A 17,324-nucleotide genomic window follows, 5' to 3' on the forward strand; every position below is an offset into this window, starting at 1 on the left:
TGAACAACATCGTGCCGAACTCCTTCGCAGTGATGACTGGCGATGCACTCACGATAGCGCATACCCGGGGGGGTATATTCCGAGCCGAAGGTCCCACCCTTCCGGGACCGTCGACCCTCGGGGGCGCCGGGTCAGGCCAGCCGACCCGGCCGGCCGCCTTTCGCCTGCAATGTCATACCGGCGTCCACCCAGGCCCGCATGCCGCCCGCCAGGTTGTGTACCCGACGGCCCTTGCGGGCGAGCAGTGTCGCCGCTTGGCGGGAACGCGCGCCGGAACGGCAGACGGTGACAACTGGCCGGTCTGCCGGGACCTCCGACAACCGGTCCGCGAGTTGGCTGAGCGGGATGTGCCGCGCCCGGGGGGCGTGACCGGCGCGCCACTCGGCCGGCTCGCGTACGTCGATCAGCAGTGCACCGGAGGCGACCAGTGCCGCCGCCTCATGTGGTCCGATGGAGGGGATCTGGCTGTTGAACAGTTTCCGGAAGAAGCCGCCTGTGTTCATGTGGCCTCCAGTTTCGTCGATGGTCCCCCGGCTAGTTGTCAGGCCCGGCTGCCCTGGGTCACGGGGTGCCCGGCGCGAACCCAGGCTGTCGTGCCCCCGGCGACCGACCGGGCGTCGATCCCGGCACGTTCGAGGAGCTCGACGGCCACCTGACTGCGGTTGCCACTGGCACAGATCGCGTACACCGTGCCGGTGCGGGGCAGGTCTCTGGTGCTTGCGGGCAAGTGGCCCAGCGGGATGCACCGGGCGCCGGGGACATGGCCGCCGACGTACTCGACGGGTTCCCGTACGTCGATCACCGTCGCCCCGTCGGCGTGGGCGGCGGCGAAGGTCCTGATGTCGACCTCTCGCATAGCTCTACTCCTTTGGCTAGATACCCCCGGGGGTATATCAGTGACCATAGCGCACCGACCTGCACCCCCGCCAGCTCACCTCGGGCGGCGCCAGGGGAACACACCCCAGGGGTACGGCGTCCACGGTCGTTGGCGGCAGTCGTGAAGAGGTCTCCGTGGCGAGCGCTGCTTTGTCGCAGTGAGACTTGAAGCAGGGCTGTCACCAGTGACGGGATGGTGTTCGTGGGCTTCTGCGCAGAGTGGTGCGGCTCGTGCCGCAGCTTCGCGCCCGTGTTCCGGGGACAGCGAGAAGCATGGACATTGTGTTCGGCAAGATCGACACCGAAAACGGAGCCCGCACTGGCCGCCGCCGCCCGGATAACCTCGATCCGACTCTGACGCGTTTCGTGACGTGTGCTGGTCTTCTCGCAACCCGGTTCGCCACCCGCCTGCGGTGGCGGAACAGGTGATGCAGGCGGTGCGCTACCTCGACATGGACGAGGTGCGAGCGAAGATCTCCGGGCAGCCGGCCAGCCGCAGACACGAAGAGCGACGACACAGGGGTGCGGGCACCGCCCGCACCCCTGTCGGCTCTCAGCCCGAGAGCGCGTCGAGCGCAGCCCGCAGTCGCTGGGTCGCCTCGTCGGCGACCTCACGCAGCTCAGGCGCCTCGCTCATCTGCACCATCACCTGCGGATCGAGCGCCTGCACCAGGGTGACGTCCGGCCCGTCGGAGCGAACCACCACGTTGCACGGCAGGAGCAGGCCGATGGCGCGGTCCGCCTCCAGCGCACGGTGCGCCAAGGGCGGGTTGCACGCGCCGAGCACGATGTACTCCTCGAGCTCGACGCCGAGCTTCTCCCGCAGCGTCGAACGCAGGTCGATCTCGGTGAGGACGCCGAAACCCTGTTCCTTCAGTGCGGCCCGAACCCGCTCGACAGTCGGGGCGAATCCGGCGGACAGCCGGACGGTCATCGCGTAGCTCATGCTCATCTCTCCCTCAGTCCAGATCGTGCCGGTAACAGCAGACCGGCGTGGGTGATTCGGCGAAGCCGCGGGGGCGGTCAGGCCAGGCCCCGCAACATGCCGTGCCAGTACATCGCCGGGAGCCCGTAGCGCTTGAGCAGCCACATGTCATGTCGCGGCTTCATCGTGTCAATGAACGGGAAGCTCGGCTTCGGCTTGAGCTGGTAGTCGAACTCGGCCAGCAGCATCCGGTTGTGTGCGGTGACCACCGGGCAGGAGGTGTAGCCGTCGTAATGGGCAGGCAGGGGCGCGTTGCGGCGGGCGGCGAGCAGGTTGGTCACCACCACCGGCGCCTGTTTGCGGATCGCGGCACCCGTTTTCGACGTGGGCAGGTTCGCCACGTCGCCGAGGGCGAACACGTCCGGCCAGCGCTTGCTCTGGAGCATGTACTGGTCGACCTCCAGGTAGCCGAAGGGACTCGCGGGATCGGCCAGGGGGCTGTGCTTCAGCCAGTCGGGAGCGCTCTGCGGCGGTACGGCGTGCAGCAGGTCGAAGTCGATGGTCTCCTTGCTGCCCGAACGGTTGTCGAGGATGACGGCACGTCTGTTGTCGCCGTCGACCTCGTGCAGTTGCGACTGGTACCGGACCTCGATGCCGTAGTCGGCGACGATCTTGTCGAGCGCCTTCGCCCAATCGGGCTGGCTGAAGATGGTCGGTGTGGGCAGCACCATGATGATCCGGGTCGCGTCCAGGAGTCCCTGCCGGCGCCACCAGTCAACCGCGAGGTAGGCGATCTTCTGCGGAGCTCCGCCGCACTTGATGGGACCGGCCGGCATCGTGAAGACGGCCGTGCCGCCACGAACCCGCTGGATGAACTCCCAGGTACGCGGGGCGAGGTCGTACCGGTAGTTGCTGGAAACCCCGTTACGGCCGACGGATTCGGCGAGACCGGGCACCGCGGTGAAGTCGAGCTGGAGGCCGGGAGCCATGACGAGCTGCTCGTAGCCGATGACCTCGCCGCCGGCGAGCGTGACGCTCCGGTTGTCCGGGTCGATGCCGGTCGCCCGGTCGCGGATCCATCTCACACCCTTCGGGATCACCTTCTGTTCGGGGCGTACGGTTTCGCTCGCCTTGGCCAGTCCGGCCCCGACGATCGTCCAGAGTGGCTGGTAGTAGTGGTATTTCGAGGGCTCGATCAGGGCGATGTCGGTGAGGCCGTTGCGCCGCAGCCGCGCCGCAACGCTGATGCCAGCGGTGCCGCCGCCGACGATGACCACCTGATGACGCCGGATCGTAATCATGGAACCTCCCAAGAAGGAAAGAGCGGGCGCCGGGTGCCCGCCTGGCGGCGTGGAATGCATCGGCGACCTTCACGGTTCAGCATACCCGTGGGGGTATCCCCTGGTACGACTTTACCCCCCGGGGTATGGTGGAGCGCGAAAGGTGGCGTGATGAAACTTCGACCTGACATGACCGGCGAGGCCCTGACCCGGCTGAAGCGGGCCCGGGGGCAGCTGAACGCCGTCATCGAGATGATGGAGAGCGGCCAGGACTGCCGCGAAGCGCTGACGCAACTCGCTGCGGTGTCCAAGGCCATCGACCGGGCGGGCTACAAGATCATCGCGTCCGGGATGCGGCACTGCAACGCCGCGCGTGAGCGTGGCGAGACCCCGGAGATGACCGAGGAGGAGCTGGAGAAGCTCTTCCTGGCTCTCGCCTGACGCAACTGGCACCCACGCCGCGTCCGTGCGGCGTGGGTGGCTAACCGTCCCACACGAACAAGGGACAAGTCTGTCTCGACTATACCCCCCCGGGTATGTAGAGTTTTGGAAGGAGTACGGCAAATGGCACTTGAGGTTTCTGTCATCGCGACGTCGTCCCTGGGCGACCGCAGCTACCTGGCCTCCGACGGGCAGGTAGGCGTCGTGGTCGACCCCCAGCGCGACATCGACCGGATCCTGTACCTCGCCGGCGAGACGGGGGTGCGCATCACCCATGTCGTGGAGACGCACATCCACAACGACTACGTCTCCGGCGGACTGGAACTGGCCCGGCTGACCGGGGCGCACTACCTCGTGGCCGCGGCCGACGAGGTCGATTTCGATCGCATGGCGGTCTCCGACGGCGACCAGGTTGCCGTGTCCGACTCCATGCAGCTGCGGGTGATCGCCACGCCGGGTCACACCTTCCACCACCTGTCCTACGTCCTCGATGAGTCGACCGAGGGCGGTTGGCAGGCGGCCGGCGTCTTCACCGGCGGCTCGCTGCTCTTCGGGACCACTGGGCGTACGGATCTGCTCGGCCAGGAGCACGCCCACGAGCTTGCGCATCACCAGCACGCCTCGGCCGAGCGGCTGGCCGACCTGCTGCCCGACGGCGCGGAGGTGTGGCCCACCCACGGGTTCGGCAGCTTCTGCTCCGCCAGCCAGTCCAACGCGCCCGAGTCGACCATCGGCCGCGAGAAGCTGGCCAACCCCGTTCTCAAGCTGGCCGCTGACGAGTTCGTGACCGAGACCCTCGCCGGTCTCGGTGCCTACCCGGCGTACTACGCCCACATGGGCGTGGCCAACTTCGCCGGCCCCGCGCCGGTCGACCTCACGCCGGTCACCCGGGGCGACTCCGCGCAGTTGCGCGAGCGGATCGCCAACGGCCAGTGGGTCGTGGACCTGCGGCATCGCAAGGCGTACGCCACCTCCCACGTGGCCGGCACCGTCAGCCTCGGACTCGACGGCCCGATGTCGACCTGGCTGGGTTGGATGATCGACTGGAGCGTACCGATCACCCTGCTGGCCGAGACGCCGGAGCAGGTCGCCGACGCCCAGCGTGAGCTGGTCCGCATCGGCATCGACCGGCCCGCCGCGCAGGCCACCGGCCAGCCGGAGCAGTGGGTGACCGGGCCGGAGGAACTGCGGCAGCTGCGATTGAGCGACTTCCCGGCTCTGGCGGCCGCTCGCGCGGGCAACGCCCCCGCCGGCCTACCCGCCGCGGACGTGGTCCTCGACGTGCGCATGACCAACGAGTGGCGCACCAACCACATTGACGGCGCCGTGCACATCCCGCTGCCCGACCTGCCCAAGCGGCTCACCGACGTACCCGCCGGCGCCGTCTGGGTTCATTGCGGCTCTGGCTACCGCGCCACCGCCGCCGCGTCGCTGCTGGCGAACGCCGGCCGCGAGGTCGTCGTGATTGACGACAAGTTCGACCAGGCCGAGGCGGCCGGCGTCGCCATGGCCAGCGATGCCTGATCCCGCCTGTGAGCACGGCGCTAGCGCCGTCCTGGCGACCCTGCCACATCATCAGCAATCCATCCCGGAACGAGGAGAAATGAGCAATTCCGAAACCGTTCGCTTGAAGCACTTCGCTGACCGCAAGGCGCAGCCGCGAAACGAGGACCATCCCGCAGAACCCGATCTCTTCGGCGCAGGCCTGGTTGATCTCCGCTATGGCCTGTTGCGCCCGCGCGGGCGCATGGTCAGGCTCTCGGCCGGCGAGGAAGTCGCGATGTAGCAGCCGCACCGTCTGGCCGAGGTGCTCGATCGACGCTGGAAGGCGGGCCGGTATCGGCTCACGCTGCCGTACTGTCGATACGATCCAATGCGCCATCTCCCGACTGTTGGAGTAGGCGAATTGGAGGTGCTTGGAGGCGTGCTGGTACCGGCGCAGGATGCTCAACCGCCGCCACCGCCAGGGTGAGAGAACCGCGATCTCAGACGCCGCAGCCACCATCTCGATCGACTTGTTTCTTTCCTGCTCTGCCGCAACCAAGCGCTGCAAGGCGCCCTCGGCCTGTTGAACGTCACGCTGCGCCAACGCCTGAGCGGCAGCCGTGAGATCACGGGCGAAGATGTCCAGCGTCGGACCGGCAGACCGGTGTACGACCCGCACGGGGTTGGCCGGCAGGATCAGCAGCGCCACGGCGATGGCCGTCAGCCCTCCGATCAAGCCGTTTACGGTCCGCGCCGCAGCCAGGTGTGAGGGCTCCGCAGACAGGGTTCCCAGCAGTACGGCGGTGCTTCCTGCGTGCACCATGACGGCGCCGCCCCCGCGAATCACGGCTGCAGACGAGATCGCGAATGCCACGATCAGGGCGGTCTGTATCGGTCCTGTCCCGATCAACTGGATGATCAACTGCCCGGCCAACACCCCAACGATCACCCCGGCGACGAGTTCCACCGCTCGCCTGATCCGATTGCCAAGGGCAGCCGCGATCGTGCCGATCGAGGCTGCGGGTGCAAACAACGCCTGCGGATTGTGCAGCACGTCGTCCGCGATGAACCAGGACAGACCGGCCGCCGCTCCCGCCTGGACCGCGACGATGAAATAGGTGCGAAGCCGCTCGTAAGCCTCCCGGCTTTCTCGCCGCACCATCTCTGGCCGCACATCCCGATCGCGGCTACGCACGTCTCACCTCCGATAGGCAATCGGCTATCCGACGAGATCCTCGTACGCCAGTGTGTTCGAGATCCTTAATCTGTTGCGTCCGCCCGCGTCGACCGGGAAATCCTCACCCTCGGCTACGCCGGGCTTCTACTCCGGCGTCTTGTACCTGCGTTTGTGTTCACTGGGACAGCCGCGTTCACTGCCGGCCTCGTCCGGGATTCCTTGCCGGCCGGCTGGGCACGCCCGCGAGGCTTTCCGCTCGGCGTCCGGCTCTGACTGGGCTCACGGAGACCGCGGTGATCTTGTATTCGGGGCAGCCTGTTTCGGTGTCGGTGGCGCCGGAGGTGAGGGCGTTGGTGGGAGTGTCGGGGAAGTTGAAGGCGGTGAACATCTGGCCGGGGGTGACTGTGTCGGTCAGGTGAACGGGGTAGGTCACTGTTGCCCGGCGGCTGGCCACTTGGACGAGGTCGCCGTCAGCTAGTCCGAGGCGGGCGGCGTCGTCGGGGTGCAGGTCGAGGACTTCGTGGGGGCGGAGCCGGTGGTTGGGGGTGCGACGGCTCATCGATCCGCTGTTGTAGTGCACCAGCCGACGCCCGGTGATCAGGACGTACGGGAAGCTGGTGTCGGGTTGCTCGCCTGGCGGCAGGTACGGCCGCGCGGCGAGTGCTGCGCGGCCGTCGGGGGCGGCGAACGAGTCCAGGTAGAGGCGTCCCTCGCCGGGTTGGTCCGTGCTGTGGCACGGCCAGTGCAGCGGTCCGTCCCGATCGAGCCGGGCGTGTGAGATACCGGCGAATGTCGGGGTGAGCGCGGCGCATTCGGCCATCGCGTCGGAGGGGGTGTGGCAACCGAGGTCGGCGCCCATCGCGCGGGCGAGCAGGTGCAGGATGTCGAAGTCGCTGCGGGCCTGTCCAGGTGGGTCCAGCGCGGGGCGGACCCGCTGGACCCGGCGATCGAAGTTGACGAAGGTGCCGTCCTTCTCGAGGAAGGGCACTGCAGGGAACACCACGTCGGCGTGTTCGGCGGTGGTGGAGAGGAACACGTCGTGGTTGATGACGAGGTCGCAGGCGGCCAGTGCCCGGCGCACGTTGCCGCTGTCCGGATCGGTCTGCGCGATGTCCTCGCCGATGACGTACATCGCGCGTACACGGCCGGCGATCGCGGAGGCGAACATGTCCAGGATGCGCAGCCCGGGCCGGGCGGGCACCTCCGCCTGCCAGGCTCGGTTGAATCGTGTGCGGACCTCGGGGTCGGTGACGCGCTGGTAGCCGGGGAGCATGTCCGGCAGTGCGCCCATGTCGGAGGCGCCTTGGACGTTGTTCTGGCCGCGCATGGACAGCACGCCGCAGCAGCCGGGGGTGCCGACCGCGCCTTTGAGGATGGCGAGGTTTGACAGGGTGCGTACGCCGTCGGTGCCGTGGGCGTGCTCGGTGATGCCGAGGCCGTAGACGATCGCCGGGCGTTGGGCGCGGCCGTACAGGCGGGCCGCCTCGATCAGCGTCTCGGGCGTAACGCCGGCGAGGCGTGCCGCGTGGTCGGGCGGATAGTCGGCCAGCAACGCGGTGAGTTCGGCGAGCCCGCTGGCCCGGGTGCGGAGGAAGTCCTCGTCGGTGTATCCCTCGTCGAGCAGCACCCGGGCGATGCCGTTGAAGACGGCGACGTTGGACCCGGGTCTGGCCTGGACGTGCACGTCGGCCATTTCGGCGAGGTCGATGCGGCGGGGGTCGATGACGATGAGCCGTGCGCCGTGTAGCACCAGCTGTTTGATCCGGGCCCCGATGACCGGGTGGGCCTCGGTCGGGTTCGCCCCGGCGATCAGGATGCAGTCGGTGTGGTCGAGGTCGTCGACGCTGTTGGTGCCGCCGGCGTAGCCGAACGAGGCGGCCAGCCCGACCGCGGACGGGGCGTGGCACAGCCGGGAGCAGTTGTCGACGTTGTTGGTGCCGAGCACGACGCGGGCGAACTTCTGGGCGAGGTAGTTCTCCTCGTTGGTCGCCCGTGCCGAGGAGATCATGCCGATGGCGTCGGGCCCGTGGCGGTCGCGGATGGCCGCCAGCCGGGTCGCGGCGACGGTGAGGGCCTCCTGCCAGGACGCGGGCCGCAGCGGTGAATCCCGGTCGTCGCGGACCAGCGGGGTGGTCAGCCGGTCCCGGGACCGGGTGAACGCGTGCGCGAAGCGGCCCTTGACGCAGGCGTGGCCACGGTTGACCGGGCCGTCGTGCACGGGGGTGATCGCGGCGACGGCCGCGTCGCGTACGTGGACCCGCAGGCTGCAGCCCACGCCGCAGTACCCGCAGGTGGTGGTGGTCGTTCGGCTGATCGGGCGTGGGTCGGCCAGCCCCGGCTCCGACAGCGCCCCGCTCGGGCAGGTGTCGACGCAGCCGCCGCACGCTACACACGGGGACGACACCCACGGCCCGCCGGTGCCGGCCGCGACGACGGTGTCGAACCCGCGCCCAGCTAGGGAGAGCGCGAACGTGCCCTGCACCTCGGCGCACATGCGTACGCACCGGTTGCAGGCGATGCACAGGTCCCGGTCGAGTTTCACGTACGGGTGGGAGTGGTCGACGCCTGCGTTCCGCGTCGCGCCGTCGAACCGGGTTGCGGTCAGGCCGAAGTGCCGGCAGGCGCGCACCAGCTCGCTGCGCTCGGCGGGGGTGTCGAGCGCTCGCGCGGGCAGTTGGGAGACGAGCAGTTCCAGGGCGAGCCGTGCCGCCCTGCGGGCGGTCTCATCGTCGGTCTGTATCTCCATGCCGGCTGCGGCGGGTGTGGTGCAGGCCGGCATCGCCCGCCCCCGTACGCCCACCAGGCAGACCCGGCACGATCCCTGCGGGGTGAGCCGCTCGTCGTAGCAGAGGGTCGGCACCACCGCCCCCGCCGCCCGTACGGCATCAAGCACGGTCGCCCCCGCGGCCACCTCGACGCCGATACCGTCGACCGACAACCGCATCTATTCGCCCCCCTTGCTGGTGGGGCCCGCCTGGTGCAGCTCGTCGGAGTACACCCGCAGCAGGCTGCGCACCACGCAGGCCACCCCACGCCCGAACGCACACAGGCTCGCCACATTCAGCACCTCTAGCAGTGGATCGTGGTCGGCGAGCGCCGCCGCGGCCTGGGCGGGTTCCCGGAGCCGCTCGGCAAGTTCAAGGCCCCGCCGGGCACCCACCCGGCACGGTGTGCAGGCTCCGCAGCTCTCCGCCGCCCCGAACGCCCAGGCGTGCCGCAGGATCGCGGCGGCCGGCACGGTCGAGTCGACCGCGACGAGGCTGGCGTGTCCCAGCGCGGCGCCGGCCTCCGCAAGCGGTCGGGTCAGCAGCGGCAGGTCGAGCTGGCCGGGGGTGAGGAAGCCGCCGAGCGGGCCGCCGACCTGCAGCGCGCGTAGCTGGTACGGTTCCCGCAGCCCGCCGCCGAGATCGTTCACGAGGTGCCGCAGCGGCACGCCGAACTCCACCTCGTACGCCCCGGGCCGGCGGAACCGCTGGCTCAGGCAGACCAGCTTGGTGCCGGGTTCGTCCGGGTGGCCCAGCCGGGCGTAGGCCGCCCCACCGTGCCGCACGATCCACGGTACGGACGCCAGGGTCTCCACGTTGTTGACCGCGGTCGGCCGTCCCAGGAAGCCGTGGCTGGTCGGGTACGGGGGCCGCGCCCGCACGGCCGCCCGCAGCCCGGCCAGGGCGTGCAGCAACGCCGTCTCCTCCCCGGCCACGTACGAGCCGGCGCCCACCACGATCTCCACGTCGAAGTCGACCGGCGAGCCGTGCACCCGCTCGCCCAGGTGACCGGCCTCGCGCGCCTGCGTCACCGCCGCACGCAGCCGATCGGCGGCCGTCGGGTACTCCGACCGCACGAGGACCAGCCCGTGCCGCGCGCCCACCGCGAAACCGGCCAGCGCCAGGCCCTCCAGGATCCGATGCGGATCCCGCTCCATCAGCAGCCGATCCCCGTACGAGCCGGGATCACCCTCGTCGCCGTTGCCCACCACGTACCGGGGCGCGGGTTCACCGGCAGTCGCCGACCATTTCTTCGCCACGGGGAAACCGGCCCCGCCCCGCCCGCGCAAGCCTGACGTCGCGATCTCGGCCATGATCTTGTCGCGGGAACCGGCCACCACCGCGCTGGGCCACACCGCCCACGGTTCCTCGCCACCGATCAGCCCGGCCAGCACCACCGGCCGGTCGACCGCGCTCGCGTACGGGATCTCCGCCGCACCCATCTTCAACGGCTCGACCCAACCGGGCCTCGTCCGCCGCTGCGCGGCCAGCGGGTCACCGAACAGCCCACCGAGGGTCTCACCGCTACCCGGCCGCTCCCCGTCGAGGACCGCCGGCGAGTCATAGCAGTACCCGAGGCACCGGACACCCTGCAGCGACACCGACCCGTCCGCCGCGCACTCACCCAGGCGCACGCCCAGCGCCCGCTCCAGCCGCTCGATGTGCTGGCCCTGGCTGCTCACAAAACACGAGGTCCCTTCGCACACCCGCACGTGGCGCCGGCCCCGCCGGCCCTCGGCGAAGTCCGCGTAGTAGGTCGCCGAGCCCGTCACGGCCGCTACCGGCCAGCCGAACTCGCCGGCGGCCCGCGCCAGGTCCTCGGTATCGACCCGCCCGTCCTCGGCCTGCGCCCGCCGAAGCCGATCCAGCATCCGCGTTCCCGAACGGCCCAGGCGCTCCTGCAACTCGACGAACGCCTCCCGCGGCTCACCCATCGCACCGCCCCCCGCGCACCGCTGCTCTGCGGCCAAACTACGTCCGCTTCGAGACGACTCGCGGTCAAATAGGCACCTTGGCCGGCTCGGCGATGTGAAACCGGCCGGCTGGCGGCTCTCCGGATGTCTGATGAGTCGCCCACTCGGGGATGCCGAACCGCCGTTGCGGGCGGGCGCCCGTGACACTATCCAAGATTGAGATTCGGTGACCAGGAGGATGAGGATGGCCAAGGCCGGCGACATCATGCACCGCGGCGCGTAGTGCATCGGGGAGGACGAGACCCTCGAGATGCCCGCGCGGAAGATGCGGGATCTGCGGGTCGGCTCCCTGCCGATCTGCGGTAACGATCAACGCTGCACGGCATCGTCACCGACCGGGACATCGTCATCCGGTGCATCGCTGAAGGGGGCGACCCGCGTACGACCACCGCCCGCGACTTGGCTCAGGGCACACCCGTCTGGGTCGACATCCAGGCCACCGAGGGCGACGTGCTACGACTGATGCAGCAACACCAGATCCGGCGGCTTCCAGTCATCGAGAACCACCGCCTGGTCGGGATGATCAGCGAAGCGGACCTCGCCACCCACCTCGGGGTACACAAGGTGGCCCAGTACACGGACCGGATCTACTCGGCACTACCAAGCCTGTAACGCGTCTGGGTCACGCCCTTTCCGCGCGGGGCGGACCGGCGCTTGAGACGGAATAGATAGACTTCCCCGGCCGTCTCCGGATTGTCGGCGTCCTCGGCGGCTTGTTACTGCCACGATGCTTCCGGACTGTTCGCCCCTACGGGGACCACAGCGAGCTGGCTTCAACGTCTTCGGCTGCGGCGTAGTACTGCTCGACGTAGCTCGTCCGGTGCCCACACGAGTACCGGGAAGGCGATCAGGATGGCGAGCATGAGCGGGTCGGGCAGGGCGGTGCCGAAGATCGCCTGTAGCGGGGGCACGGTGACGATAGCGGCGGCGAAGGCGAGTTCGAACGCGATTCCCCACAGCAGGAGCCGGTTGGTTGCCAGCCCGATGGAGCGCAGTGAGGCCCGGTCGGTGCGGGCGGCGAGCGCGGTGCCGACCTGACAGGCGACGATGCCGAGGAAGGTCATGGTGGTGGCCTGCCGGTAGGCGTGGTGCAGGGGGCTTCCGGGGCCGGTGGGGGCGCCGGGTCGCCAGCCGGCCCGGTAGAGGGTGAGGAAGAAGCCGGCCATGACGAGGACGGAGGAGATGACTCCGAGGTAGCCCCAGGCTCTGACGAGCATGTGTCGGTCGATGATGGTGCTGCCACGTGCGCGTGGTGGTCGGTTCATGAGTCCCGGCTCGGGAGGTTCGCGGCCGAGGGCCAGCGCGGGCAGGGTTTCGGTGCCAAGATCGATGGCGAGGATCTGCATGACCGTCAGTGGTAGTGGGATCGCCCCGCCGGAGAGGGCGAAGACGAGGAACGGCACGACCTCGGGTGTGGCGTGGGCGAAGATATACAGGATGAACTTGCGGACGTTGTCGTAGACCTGCCGGCCGGATTGAACGGCGGCGACGATGGTGGCGAAGTTGTCGTCGGTGAGAACCAGAGTGCCGGCCTCGCGGGCGACGTCCGTTCCGGCGCGTCCCATGGCTACGCCGATGTCAGCTCGGCGTAGGGCGGGGGCGTCGTTGACACCGTCGCCGGTCATGGCCACGACGTGACCGGTGCTCTGCAGCGCTGTGGCGATGCGGAGTTTGGCCTCGGGTGAGGATCGGGCGAAGACGAGATCCGGGGTGCGTACGAGAAGGTCGCTGAGTTCCTCGTCGGGCATGGCGTCGACGCGGTCGCCGTTGACGACGGTCGGGTCGGGCTGCGTGATGCCGACTTGGGTGGCGATGGCGGCGGCGGTCAGCCCGTGATCGCCGGTGATCATGATGATGCGGATGCCGGCGGTGTGGCAGCAGGCCACCGCGCCGGTGATCTCCGGGCGGGCGGGGTCGAGCATGGCGACCCAGCCCAGGAAACAGAGGTTACGTTCGGCTTCGTCACGGCTGGCGGGAACTTCCGAGACTGGGCGGCGGGCCGCTGCGATGATCCGCATACCCTTGGCGGCCGGCGCTGTCACGGCCTCCGTCAGGTGCTGCCGGGTCGTGTCGTCCAGGGGCCGCTCCCGCCCGTCGGCTTCGACCATCGCGGTGGAGCGGGCGATGACTGCTTCGGGGGCACCCTTGGTGTGTAGCCACATACCGTGCTCGTCGATGTCAACGGTGGACATCAGCCGCAGTTTGGGGTCGAAGTGAAACTCTCCACGCCGGCACCGTGGGCGCTGCTCCGGTGACGTGTCGACGCCGAGCCCCTCGGCGAACCGCAGCAGCGCGATCTCGGTAGAGTCACCGGCCGCCTCGGCGCCCGGCTCGGACCCGAGTCGCGCGTTGCTGCAAAGCACCACGGTCCGCGCGAGGTCCCGGACCACAGCGGGGTGGTCCCTACTCGTCAGGTCGGCCTCCTCGATGAGACCTACGGCAGACCAGGCCGTCACCACCCGCATCTTGTTCTCGGTTATCGTCCCCGTTTTGTCGGTACAGATCACGGCGGTGGACCCGAGGGTCTCCACTGCGCTGAGCCGCTTGACAACAGCCCCGCGCCGGGCGAGTCCCCGTACGCCGACGGCGAGGGCGAGAGTGATCGTGGGCAGCAGACCTTCGGGGACATTGGCGACGAGGAGACCAATCGCGAAGGCCAACGCGTCGGAGATCGACATTCCGGCGGCCCACACGCCAATCGGGAAGAAGATCGTCCCGGCGATGCCGGCGATCGCTGCGATAAGCCAGGCCACCCGCTTGACCTGTCTCTCCAGCGGGCTTTCCTCGCGGCCTACGCGCTGGGACAGCGCGGCGATGCGCCCCAGCTCGGTGCGCATGCCCGTGGCGTAGACCAGGGCCCGGGCATCCCCGCCCAGACAGGCCGTCCCGCTGAACGCCAGATTGGAGGCCTGGACCGGCGGTACCCGAGTGCCGGTGTCGCCCGCGGTGCGGTATGCGGGTTGCGACTCGCCGGTCAGGGCCGACAAGTCCGCCTCGATCGACCCGTCCAGTAGCCGGGCGTCAGCGGAGATCTGCTCACCCTCGGCGATGAATATCACGTCACCGGGCACCAGGTGCCGTGCGTCGACCTGCTGCCGCCGCCGGTCCCGCAGGACGCTGGCCTGCTGGGGCAGATACCGGTTCAGCGCCTCGACAGCATGCTCGGCGTGACGCTCCTGAGCGAACGCGAACACCGCGTTGATCAGGATGACGGCCACGATCGCCACCGCCAGTACCGGCGTGCCGGCGACCCAGGCCAGGCCGGCGGCCACCCACAGCACCAGAGCGAGCGGGTGGATAAGCTGCCGGACCAGCTCCCGCCACCACCGGGTGCCACCCTGCCGGCTCAGCTCGTTCGGCCCCCACTCGACCAGGCGCTGTTTCGCCTCCGCGCTTGACAGCCCGTCGAAGCCCGTCCTCAGGTCTTTGAAAAGTTGTTCGATCGGCTGTCGCGGGTCGTGCCCGGCCGGCAGGGGTCTTTCACGCGCATCCCGTGGTGGCTGCCGTGCCATGCTCTCAGACTGCCGTACGGCAAGGCGCGAGGCGCACGTTTCGTCCCCGGCTTGCCTGTGGCCGCCCGCCCGGTGAGCGTCGGGGACGAGTGCAACCAGTGCAGTTCCGGCGGTGGCAGCCCACTAAGCGCTGCCTGTACCGCTCGGAAACCTGATTCTGGCCCCTGAAGTGCGGTTTTGTGCGGGGCGGATCAATCGTCCCCGGGCATCGTGGCGGGCATGTTCCTGTCCTTCGGCTACCTGATCCTGTGTCAGATCCTGCGGCTGGTGGTGCAGTGCTTACGCGGCGAGCGGTCGAAGGACATCGAAGTCCTGGTGTTGCGTCATCAGGTCGCGGTGTTGCGCCGCCAGGTCGCACGCCTGGATCTGGAGCCGACCGACCGAGCCGTGCTGTCAGCCCTGTCTCGGCTGCTGCCTCGTACCCGCTGGTCGACGTTCTTCGTTACCCCGGCCACCTTGCTGCGGTGGCACCGTGAGCTGGTCGCCCGGAAGTGGACCTACCCGAAACGACGACCCGGGCGTCCTTCGATACGGGCGGACATCCGTGCCCTGGTGCTGCGCCTGGCCTGGGAGAACCCGACCTGGGGCCACCGCCGGGTGCGGGGCGAACTGCTCAGGCTTGGCTATCGGGTCGCGGCCAGCACGGTGTGGACCATCCTGACCGCCGCCGGCGTCGACCCGGCTCCGCGTCGTGACGGGCCGACCTGGACCAAGTTCCTGACCACCCAGGCCAAAGGCATGCTCGCCTGCGATTTCCTGCACGTGGACACGATCGGTCTGACCCGCATCTACGTCCTGTTCCTGATGGAGATCGGCACCCGGCGAGTTCACATTCTCGGCGCCACGAGGCATCCGACAGGGGAGTGGGTCACTCAGCAGGCCCGGAACCTGATGTTGGATCTCGGCGACCGAGTCGCCCGGTTCAGGTTCTTGATCCGCGACCGTGACAGCAAGTACACCGCCGCCTGCGACGACGTCTTCACCACCGAAAGCATCGAGGTCCTGCGCACTCCGCCTCGGGCGCCGAGGGCGAACGCGTACGCGGAGCGGTGGGTACGCACGGTCCGCCGTGAATGCCTCGACCGGATGCTGATCTACAACCAACGTCACCTACTGGCCACCCTCGAGGAGTACGTGGCCCACTACAACGACCACCGGCCGCACCAAGCCCGGCACCAACAACCGCCCAACGCCGCCGACACACCGCCCCCATCGGTCGCCGACATGACCGCCGCACGAGTGCGCCGCAGGAAGATCCTCAACGGACTGATCAACGAATACTCCCAGGCCGCGTAGCTGTGACCGACTTTCCGAGCAGTACAGGGTCGACCGGCTGGAAGGCCCATATGCGATACGTGCGTGCCGGGGAGAAGGCGTTCAAGATCTGGGCGCCGATCAAGCGGCGGCCGACCGAGGAACAGGCCGCCGAGCGGGAGGCAGCCGGGCGCACAGTCAAGCGGGAGCCGTCCGGTCGTCCCGCCGTGCAGGTGGCCGGCTTCGGGCTCGCCAACACCTTTGACCCGTTATCCCCGAGAATCCTCGATCCGCCGAGACAGGCCAGGATCTCGTTGCAGAGTACGCCACGCGAGCCGGGCTGCTAGTGCCTCGTCTTTGAACGTTGATCGTGTAATCCGTCGGTTCTGAGGACTCGTCCGGCAGGCTGGCTCTCATCGTTCTCGGTGGGAGGTGGTGGCCGGTGGGCAGACGCCCGGAGGTGTTCGTCCGGCAGGTGTCGATGGCTGAGGGTCAGCGGTTGCAGCGGATCACTCGGACGGCGAAGGATCCGGTGAAGCTGCGGCGGGCGATCGTGGTGCTGATGTCCGCCCAGGGGCAGCCGGCCCCGGACATCGCTCATCTGCTCAAGACCAGCGAAGACTATGTCCGGGACGTGATCCACGCGTTCAACGAACGGGGGTTCGACGCACTGGACCCAAAATGGAGCGGGGGCGCACCGAGACGGATCGATGAGCAGACCCGCGACTGGATCTGCGTCATCGCCCGGTGCGACCCCCGCTTCCTCGGCAAACCGTTCTCCTGCTGGTCATTGTCGAAGCTGCGCGACTATCTGATCGAGGCTGGCTACGTCACGACGATCAGCGTCGAGACCGTCCGGCGGATCCTGCACGAGCGCGGGGTGTCCTGGCAGGCCACCAAGACCTGGAAGGCCAGCACCGACCCCGACTTCACGTCGAAGATGCGCCGGGTCCTGGACCTCTACGATCACCCGCCCGCGGACGGGCGGGTGCTCTGCGTCGACGAGTTCGGGCCGCTGAACCTGCAACCCCGCCCCGGCCGGGCATGGCGATCCCAGGGACAGCCGGCGCGGCTGCGGGCCACCTACACCCGCGACCAGGGCGTCCGGCACATGATCGCCGCTCTGGACCTGGCCACCGGGAAGCTGCATTACCGCATCCGCGACCGCAAACGCTGGCGCGAGTTCCTGGCCTTCCTCAAGACCTTGCGCCGCCGCTGGCCCGACCAGCGCCTCTACCTGATCCTGGACAACTTCTCCCCGCACAAGCACCCCGAGGTCCGCGCCTGGTGCGCGACCAACCGGGTCGACCTGGTGTTCCTGCCGACCTACGCGTCCTGGCTGAACTGGATCGAGGCCGAGTTCGCTGCCGTGCGCTACTTCGCCCTCAACGGCACCGACCACCGCAGCCACGCCGAGCAGGACGCCGCCATCGGCGACTACATCCGCTGGCGCAACCAGCGCGCCAGACCGAAATCCGCATTCGCCACTCGCTCCAAGATCCGCCACCCCGATTACCCGTTCAAGGCTGCATGACGGGGCACTAGCCTCGCGCCTTCATGAAGGCTTGGCGGCGGTGGTGGGTCGAGAACGTGAAAATGCCCTCTGGGCTGGAAGGATGGGACTTGCTGAGGGTCT

14 protein-coding genes and 1 pseudogene are annotated in these 17,324 nt (G+C 68.9%); 7 read left to right on the forward strand and 8 right to left on the reverse strand.

Translation table 11 applies throughout. The features are described 5' to 3' along the window. Positions 1-131 precede the first annotated feature (131 nt). A complete protein-coding gene (locus ACFYOS_RS35295) occupies positions 132-503 on the reverse strand; it encodes a rhodanese-like domain-containing protein (RefSeq protein WP_387151333.1) in 372 nt (123 codons plus the stop codon). Between the two features lie 38 nt (positions 504-541). Continuing rightward, a complete protein-coding gene (locus ACFYOS_RS35300; RefSeq protein WP_387151335.1) occupies positions 542-856 on the reverse strand; it encodes a rhodanese-like domain-containing protein in 315 nt (104 codons plus the stop codon). Positions 857-1,069: 213 nt separating this feature from the next. Between ACFYOS_RS35300 and ACFYOS_RS35305 the strand changes: the two genes are divergently transcribed. Further along, positions 1,070-1,234 (forward strand): thioredoxin domain-containing protein, encoded by a 165-nt coding sequence (locus ACFYOS_RS35305; RefSeq protein WP_387151337.1) that lies wholly within the window; start codon positions 1,070-1,072, stop codon positions 1,232-1,234. Between the two features lie 195 nt (positions 1,235-1,429). Here the strand turns inward: ACFYOS_RS35305 and ACFYOS_RS35310 are convergent, their stop codons facing one another. Both ACFYOS_RS35310 and ACFYOS_RS35315 read right to left on the reverse strand, forming a co-directional pair. Beyond that, entirely contained in the window at positions 1,430-1,822 is a 393-nt protein-coding gene (locus ACFYOS_RS35310; RefSeq protein WP_387151340.1) for a DUF302 domain-containing protein, read from the reverse strand. Between the two features lie 77 nt (positions 1,823-1,899). After that, positions 1,900-3,102 (reverse strand): FAD-dependent oxidoreductase, encoded by a 1,203-nt coding sequence (locus ACFYOS_RS35315; RefSeq protein ID WP_387151342.1) that lies wholly within the window; start codon positions 3,100-3,102, stop codon positions 1,900-1,902. 150 nt (positions 3,103-3,252) lie between these two features. On the opposite strand from ACFYOS_RS35315, the gene ACFYOS_RS35320 reads away from it, so the two are divergent. Both ACFYOS_RS35320 and ACFYOS_RS35325 read left to right on the forward strand, forming a co-directional pair. Then, positions 3,253-3,522: a metal-sensitive transcriptional regulator gene (locus ACFYOS_RS35320; RefSeq protein ID WP_357702583.1), complete on the forward strand. Its 270-nt coding sequence runs from the start codon at positions 3,253-3,255 to the stop codon at positions 3,520-3,522. 123 nt (positions 3,523-3,645) lie between these two features. Continuing rightward, positions 3,646-5,046: a rhodanese-like domain-containing protein gene (locus ACFYOS_RS35325; protein WP_387151345.1), complete on the forward strand. Its 1,401-nt coding sequence runs from the start codon at positions 3,646-3,648 to the stop codon at positions 5,044-5,046. A 679-nt stretch (positions 5,047-5,725) separates the two neighbouring features. Here ACFYOS_RS35325 and ACFYOS_RS35330 read toward each other — a convergent pair. The 3 genes and pseudogenes from ACFYOS_RS35330 to ACFYOS_RS35340 all read right to left on the reverse strand — a co-directional run. Further along, positions 5,726-6,169: pseudogene (locus ACFYOS_RS35330) on the reverse strand (FUSC family protein); the annotation flags it as partial. Positions 6,170-6,377: 208 nt separating this feature from the next. Continuing rightward, a complete protein-coding gene (gene fdhF / locus ACFYOS_RS35335) occupies positions 6,378-9,128 on the reverse strand; it encodes a formate dehydrogenase subunit alpha (protein WP_387151347.1) in 2,751 nt (916 codons plus the stop codon). Continuing rightward, the gene (locus ACFYOS_RS35340) at positions 9,129-10,883 is read right to left on the reverse strand and encodes an NAD(P)H-dependent oxidoreductase subunit E (RefSeq protein WP_387151350.1); all 1,755 of its coding nucleotides are present in this window, start codon (positions 10,881-10,883) and stop codon (positions 9,129-9,131) included. Between the two features lie 438 nt (positions 10,884-11,321). Between ACFYOS_RS35340 and ACFYOS_RS35345 the strand changes: the two genes are divergently transcribed. Beyond that, a complete protein-coding gene (locus ACFYOS_RS35345) occupies positions 11,322-11,534 on the forward strand; it encodes a CBS domain-containing protein (protein ID WP_387151352.1) in 213 nt (70 codons plus the stop codon). Positions 11,535-11,695: 161 nt separating this feature from the next. On the opposite strand, the gene ACFYOS_RS35350 is transcribed toward ACFYOS_RS35345, so the two are convergent. Then, positions 11,696-14,434, reverse strand: coding sequence for a cation-translocating P-type ATPase (locus ACFYOS_RS35350; RefSeq protein ID WP_387151354.1), 2,739 nt, complete (start codon positions 14,432-14,434; stop codon positions 11,696-11,698). Positions 14,435-14,653: 219 nt separating this feature from the next. Between ACFYOS_RS35350 and ACFYOS_RS35355 the strand changes: the two genes are divergently transcribed. The 3 genes from ACFYOS_RS35355 to ACFYOS_RS35365 all read left to right on the forward strand — a co-directional run bounded on the left by ACFYOS_RS35355 (position 14,654) and on the right by ACFYOS_RS35365 (position 17,222). Further along, positions 14,654-15,730: an integrase core domain-containing protein gene (locus ACFYOS_RS35355; RefSeq protein WP_387151357.1), complete on the forward strand. Its 1,077-nt coding sequence runs from the start codon at positions 14,654-14,656 to the stop codon at positions 15,728-15,730. A gap of 50 nt (positions 15,731-15,780) precedes the next feature. After that, positions 15,781-16,035, forward strand: a complete 255-nt coding sequence (locus tag ACFYOS_RS35360; protein WP_387151359.1) for a hypothetical protein — start codon at positions 15,781-15,783, stop codon at positions 16,033-16,035. A 95-nt stretch (positions 16,036-16,130) separates the two neighbouring features. Beyond that, positions 16,131-17,222 carry an IS630 family transposase gene (locus tag ACFYOS_RS35365; protein ID WP_387151361.1) on the forward strand — a complete coding sequence of 364 codons (1,092 nt, stop codon included), beginning with the start codon at positions 16,131-16,133 and terminating at the stop codon, positions 17,220-17,222. Positions 17,223-17,324: the final 102 nt, after the last annotated feature.

It is taken from the genome of Micromonospora sp. NPDC005806, assembly GCF_042871425.1.
GTDB lineage: Bacteria > Actinomycetota > Actinomycetes > Mycobacteriales > Micromonosporaceae > Micromonospora.

Bases quoted from the DNA above. Each gene is read 5' to 3' on its own strand.
- ACFYOS_RS35315 (WP_387151342.1), bottom strand. From the start codon at position 3,102: ATGATTACGATCCGGCGTCATCAGGTGGTCATCGTCGGCGGCGGCACC.
- ACFYOS_RS35300 (WP_387151335.1), bottom strand. From the start codon at position 856: ATGCGAGAGGTCGACATCAGGACCTTCGCCGCCGCCCACGCCGACGGG.
- ACFYOS_RS35320 (WP_357702583.1), top strand. From the start codon at position 3,253: ATGAAACTTCGACCTGACATGACCGGCGAGGCCCTGACCCGGCTGAAG.
- ACFYOS_RS35355 (WP_387151357.1), top strand. From the start codon at position 14,654: ATGTTCCTGTCCTTCGGCTACCTGATCCTGTGTCAGATCCTGCGGCTG.
- ACFYOS_RS35295 (WP_387151333.1), bottom strand. From the start codon at position 503: ATGAACACAGGCGGCTTCTTCCGGAAACTGTTCAACAGCCAGATCCCC.
- ACFYOS_RS35360 (WP_387151359.1), top strand. From the start codon at position 15,781: ATGCGATACGTGCGTGCCGGGGAGAAGGCGTTCAAGATCTGGGCGCCG.
- ACFYOS_RS35340 (WP_387151350.1), bottom strand. From the start codon at position 10,883: ATGGGTGAGCCGCGGGAGGCGTTCGTCGAGTTGCAGGAGCGCCTGGGC.
- fdhF (WP_387151347.1), bottom strand. From the start codon at position 9,128: ATGCGGTTGTCGGTCGACGGTATCGGCGTCGAGGTGGCCGCGGGGGCG.
- ACFYOS_RS35305 (WP_387151337.1), top strand. From the start codon at position 1,070: ATGGTGTTCGTGGGCTTCTGCGCAGAGTGGTGCGGCTCGTGCCGCAGC.
- ACFYOS_RS35310 (WP_387151340.1), bottom strand. From the start codon at position 1,822: ATGAGCTACGCGATGACCGTCCGGCTGTCCGCCGGATTCGCCCCGACT.
- ACFYOS_RS35325 (WP_387151345.1), top strand. From the start codon at position 3,646: ATGGCACTTGAGGTTTCTGTCATCGCGACGTCGTCCCTGGGCGACCGC.
- ACFYOS_RS35350 (WP_387151354.1), bottom strand. From the start codon at position 14,434: ATGGCACGGCAGCCACCACGGGATGCGCGTGAAAGACCCCTGCCGGCC.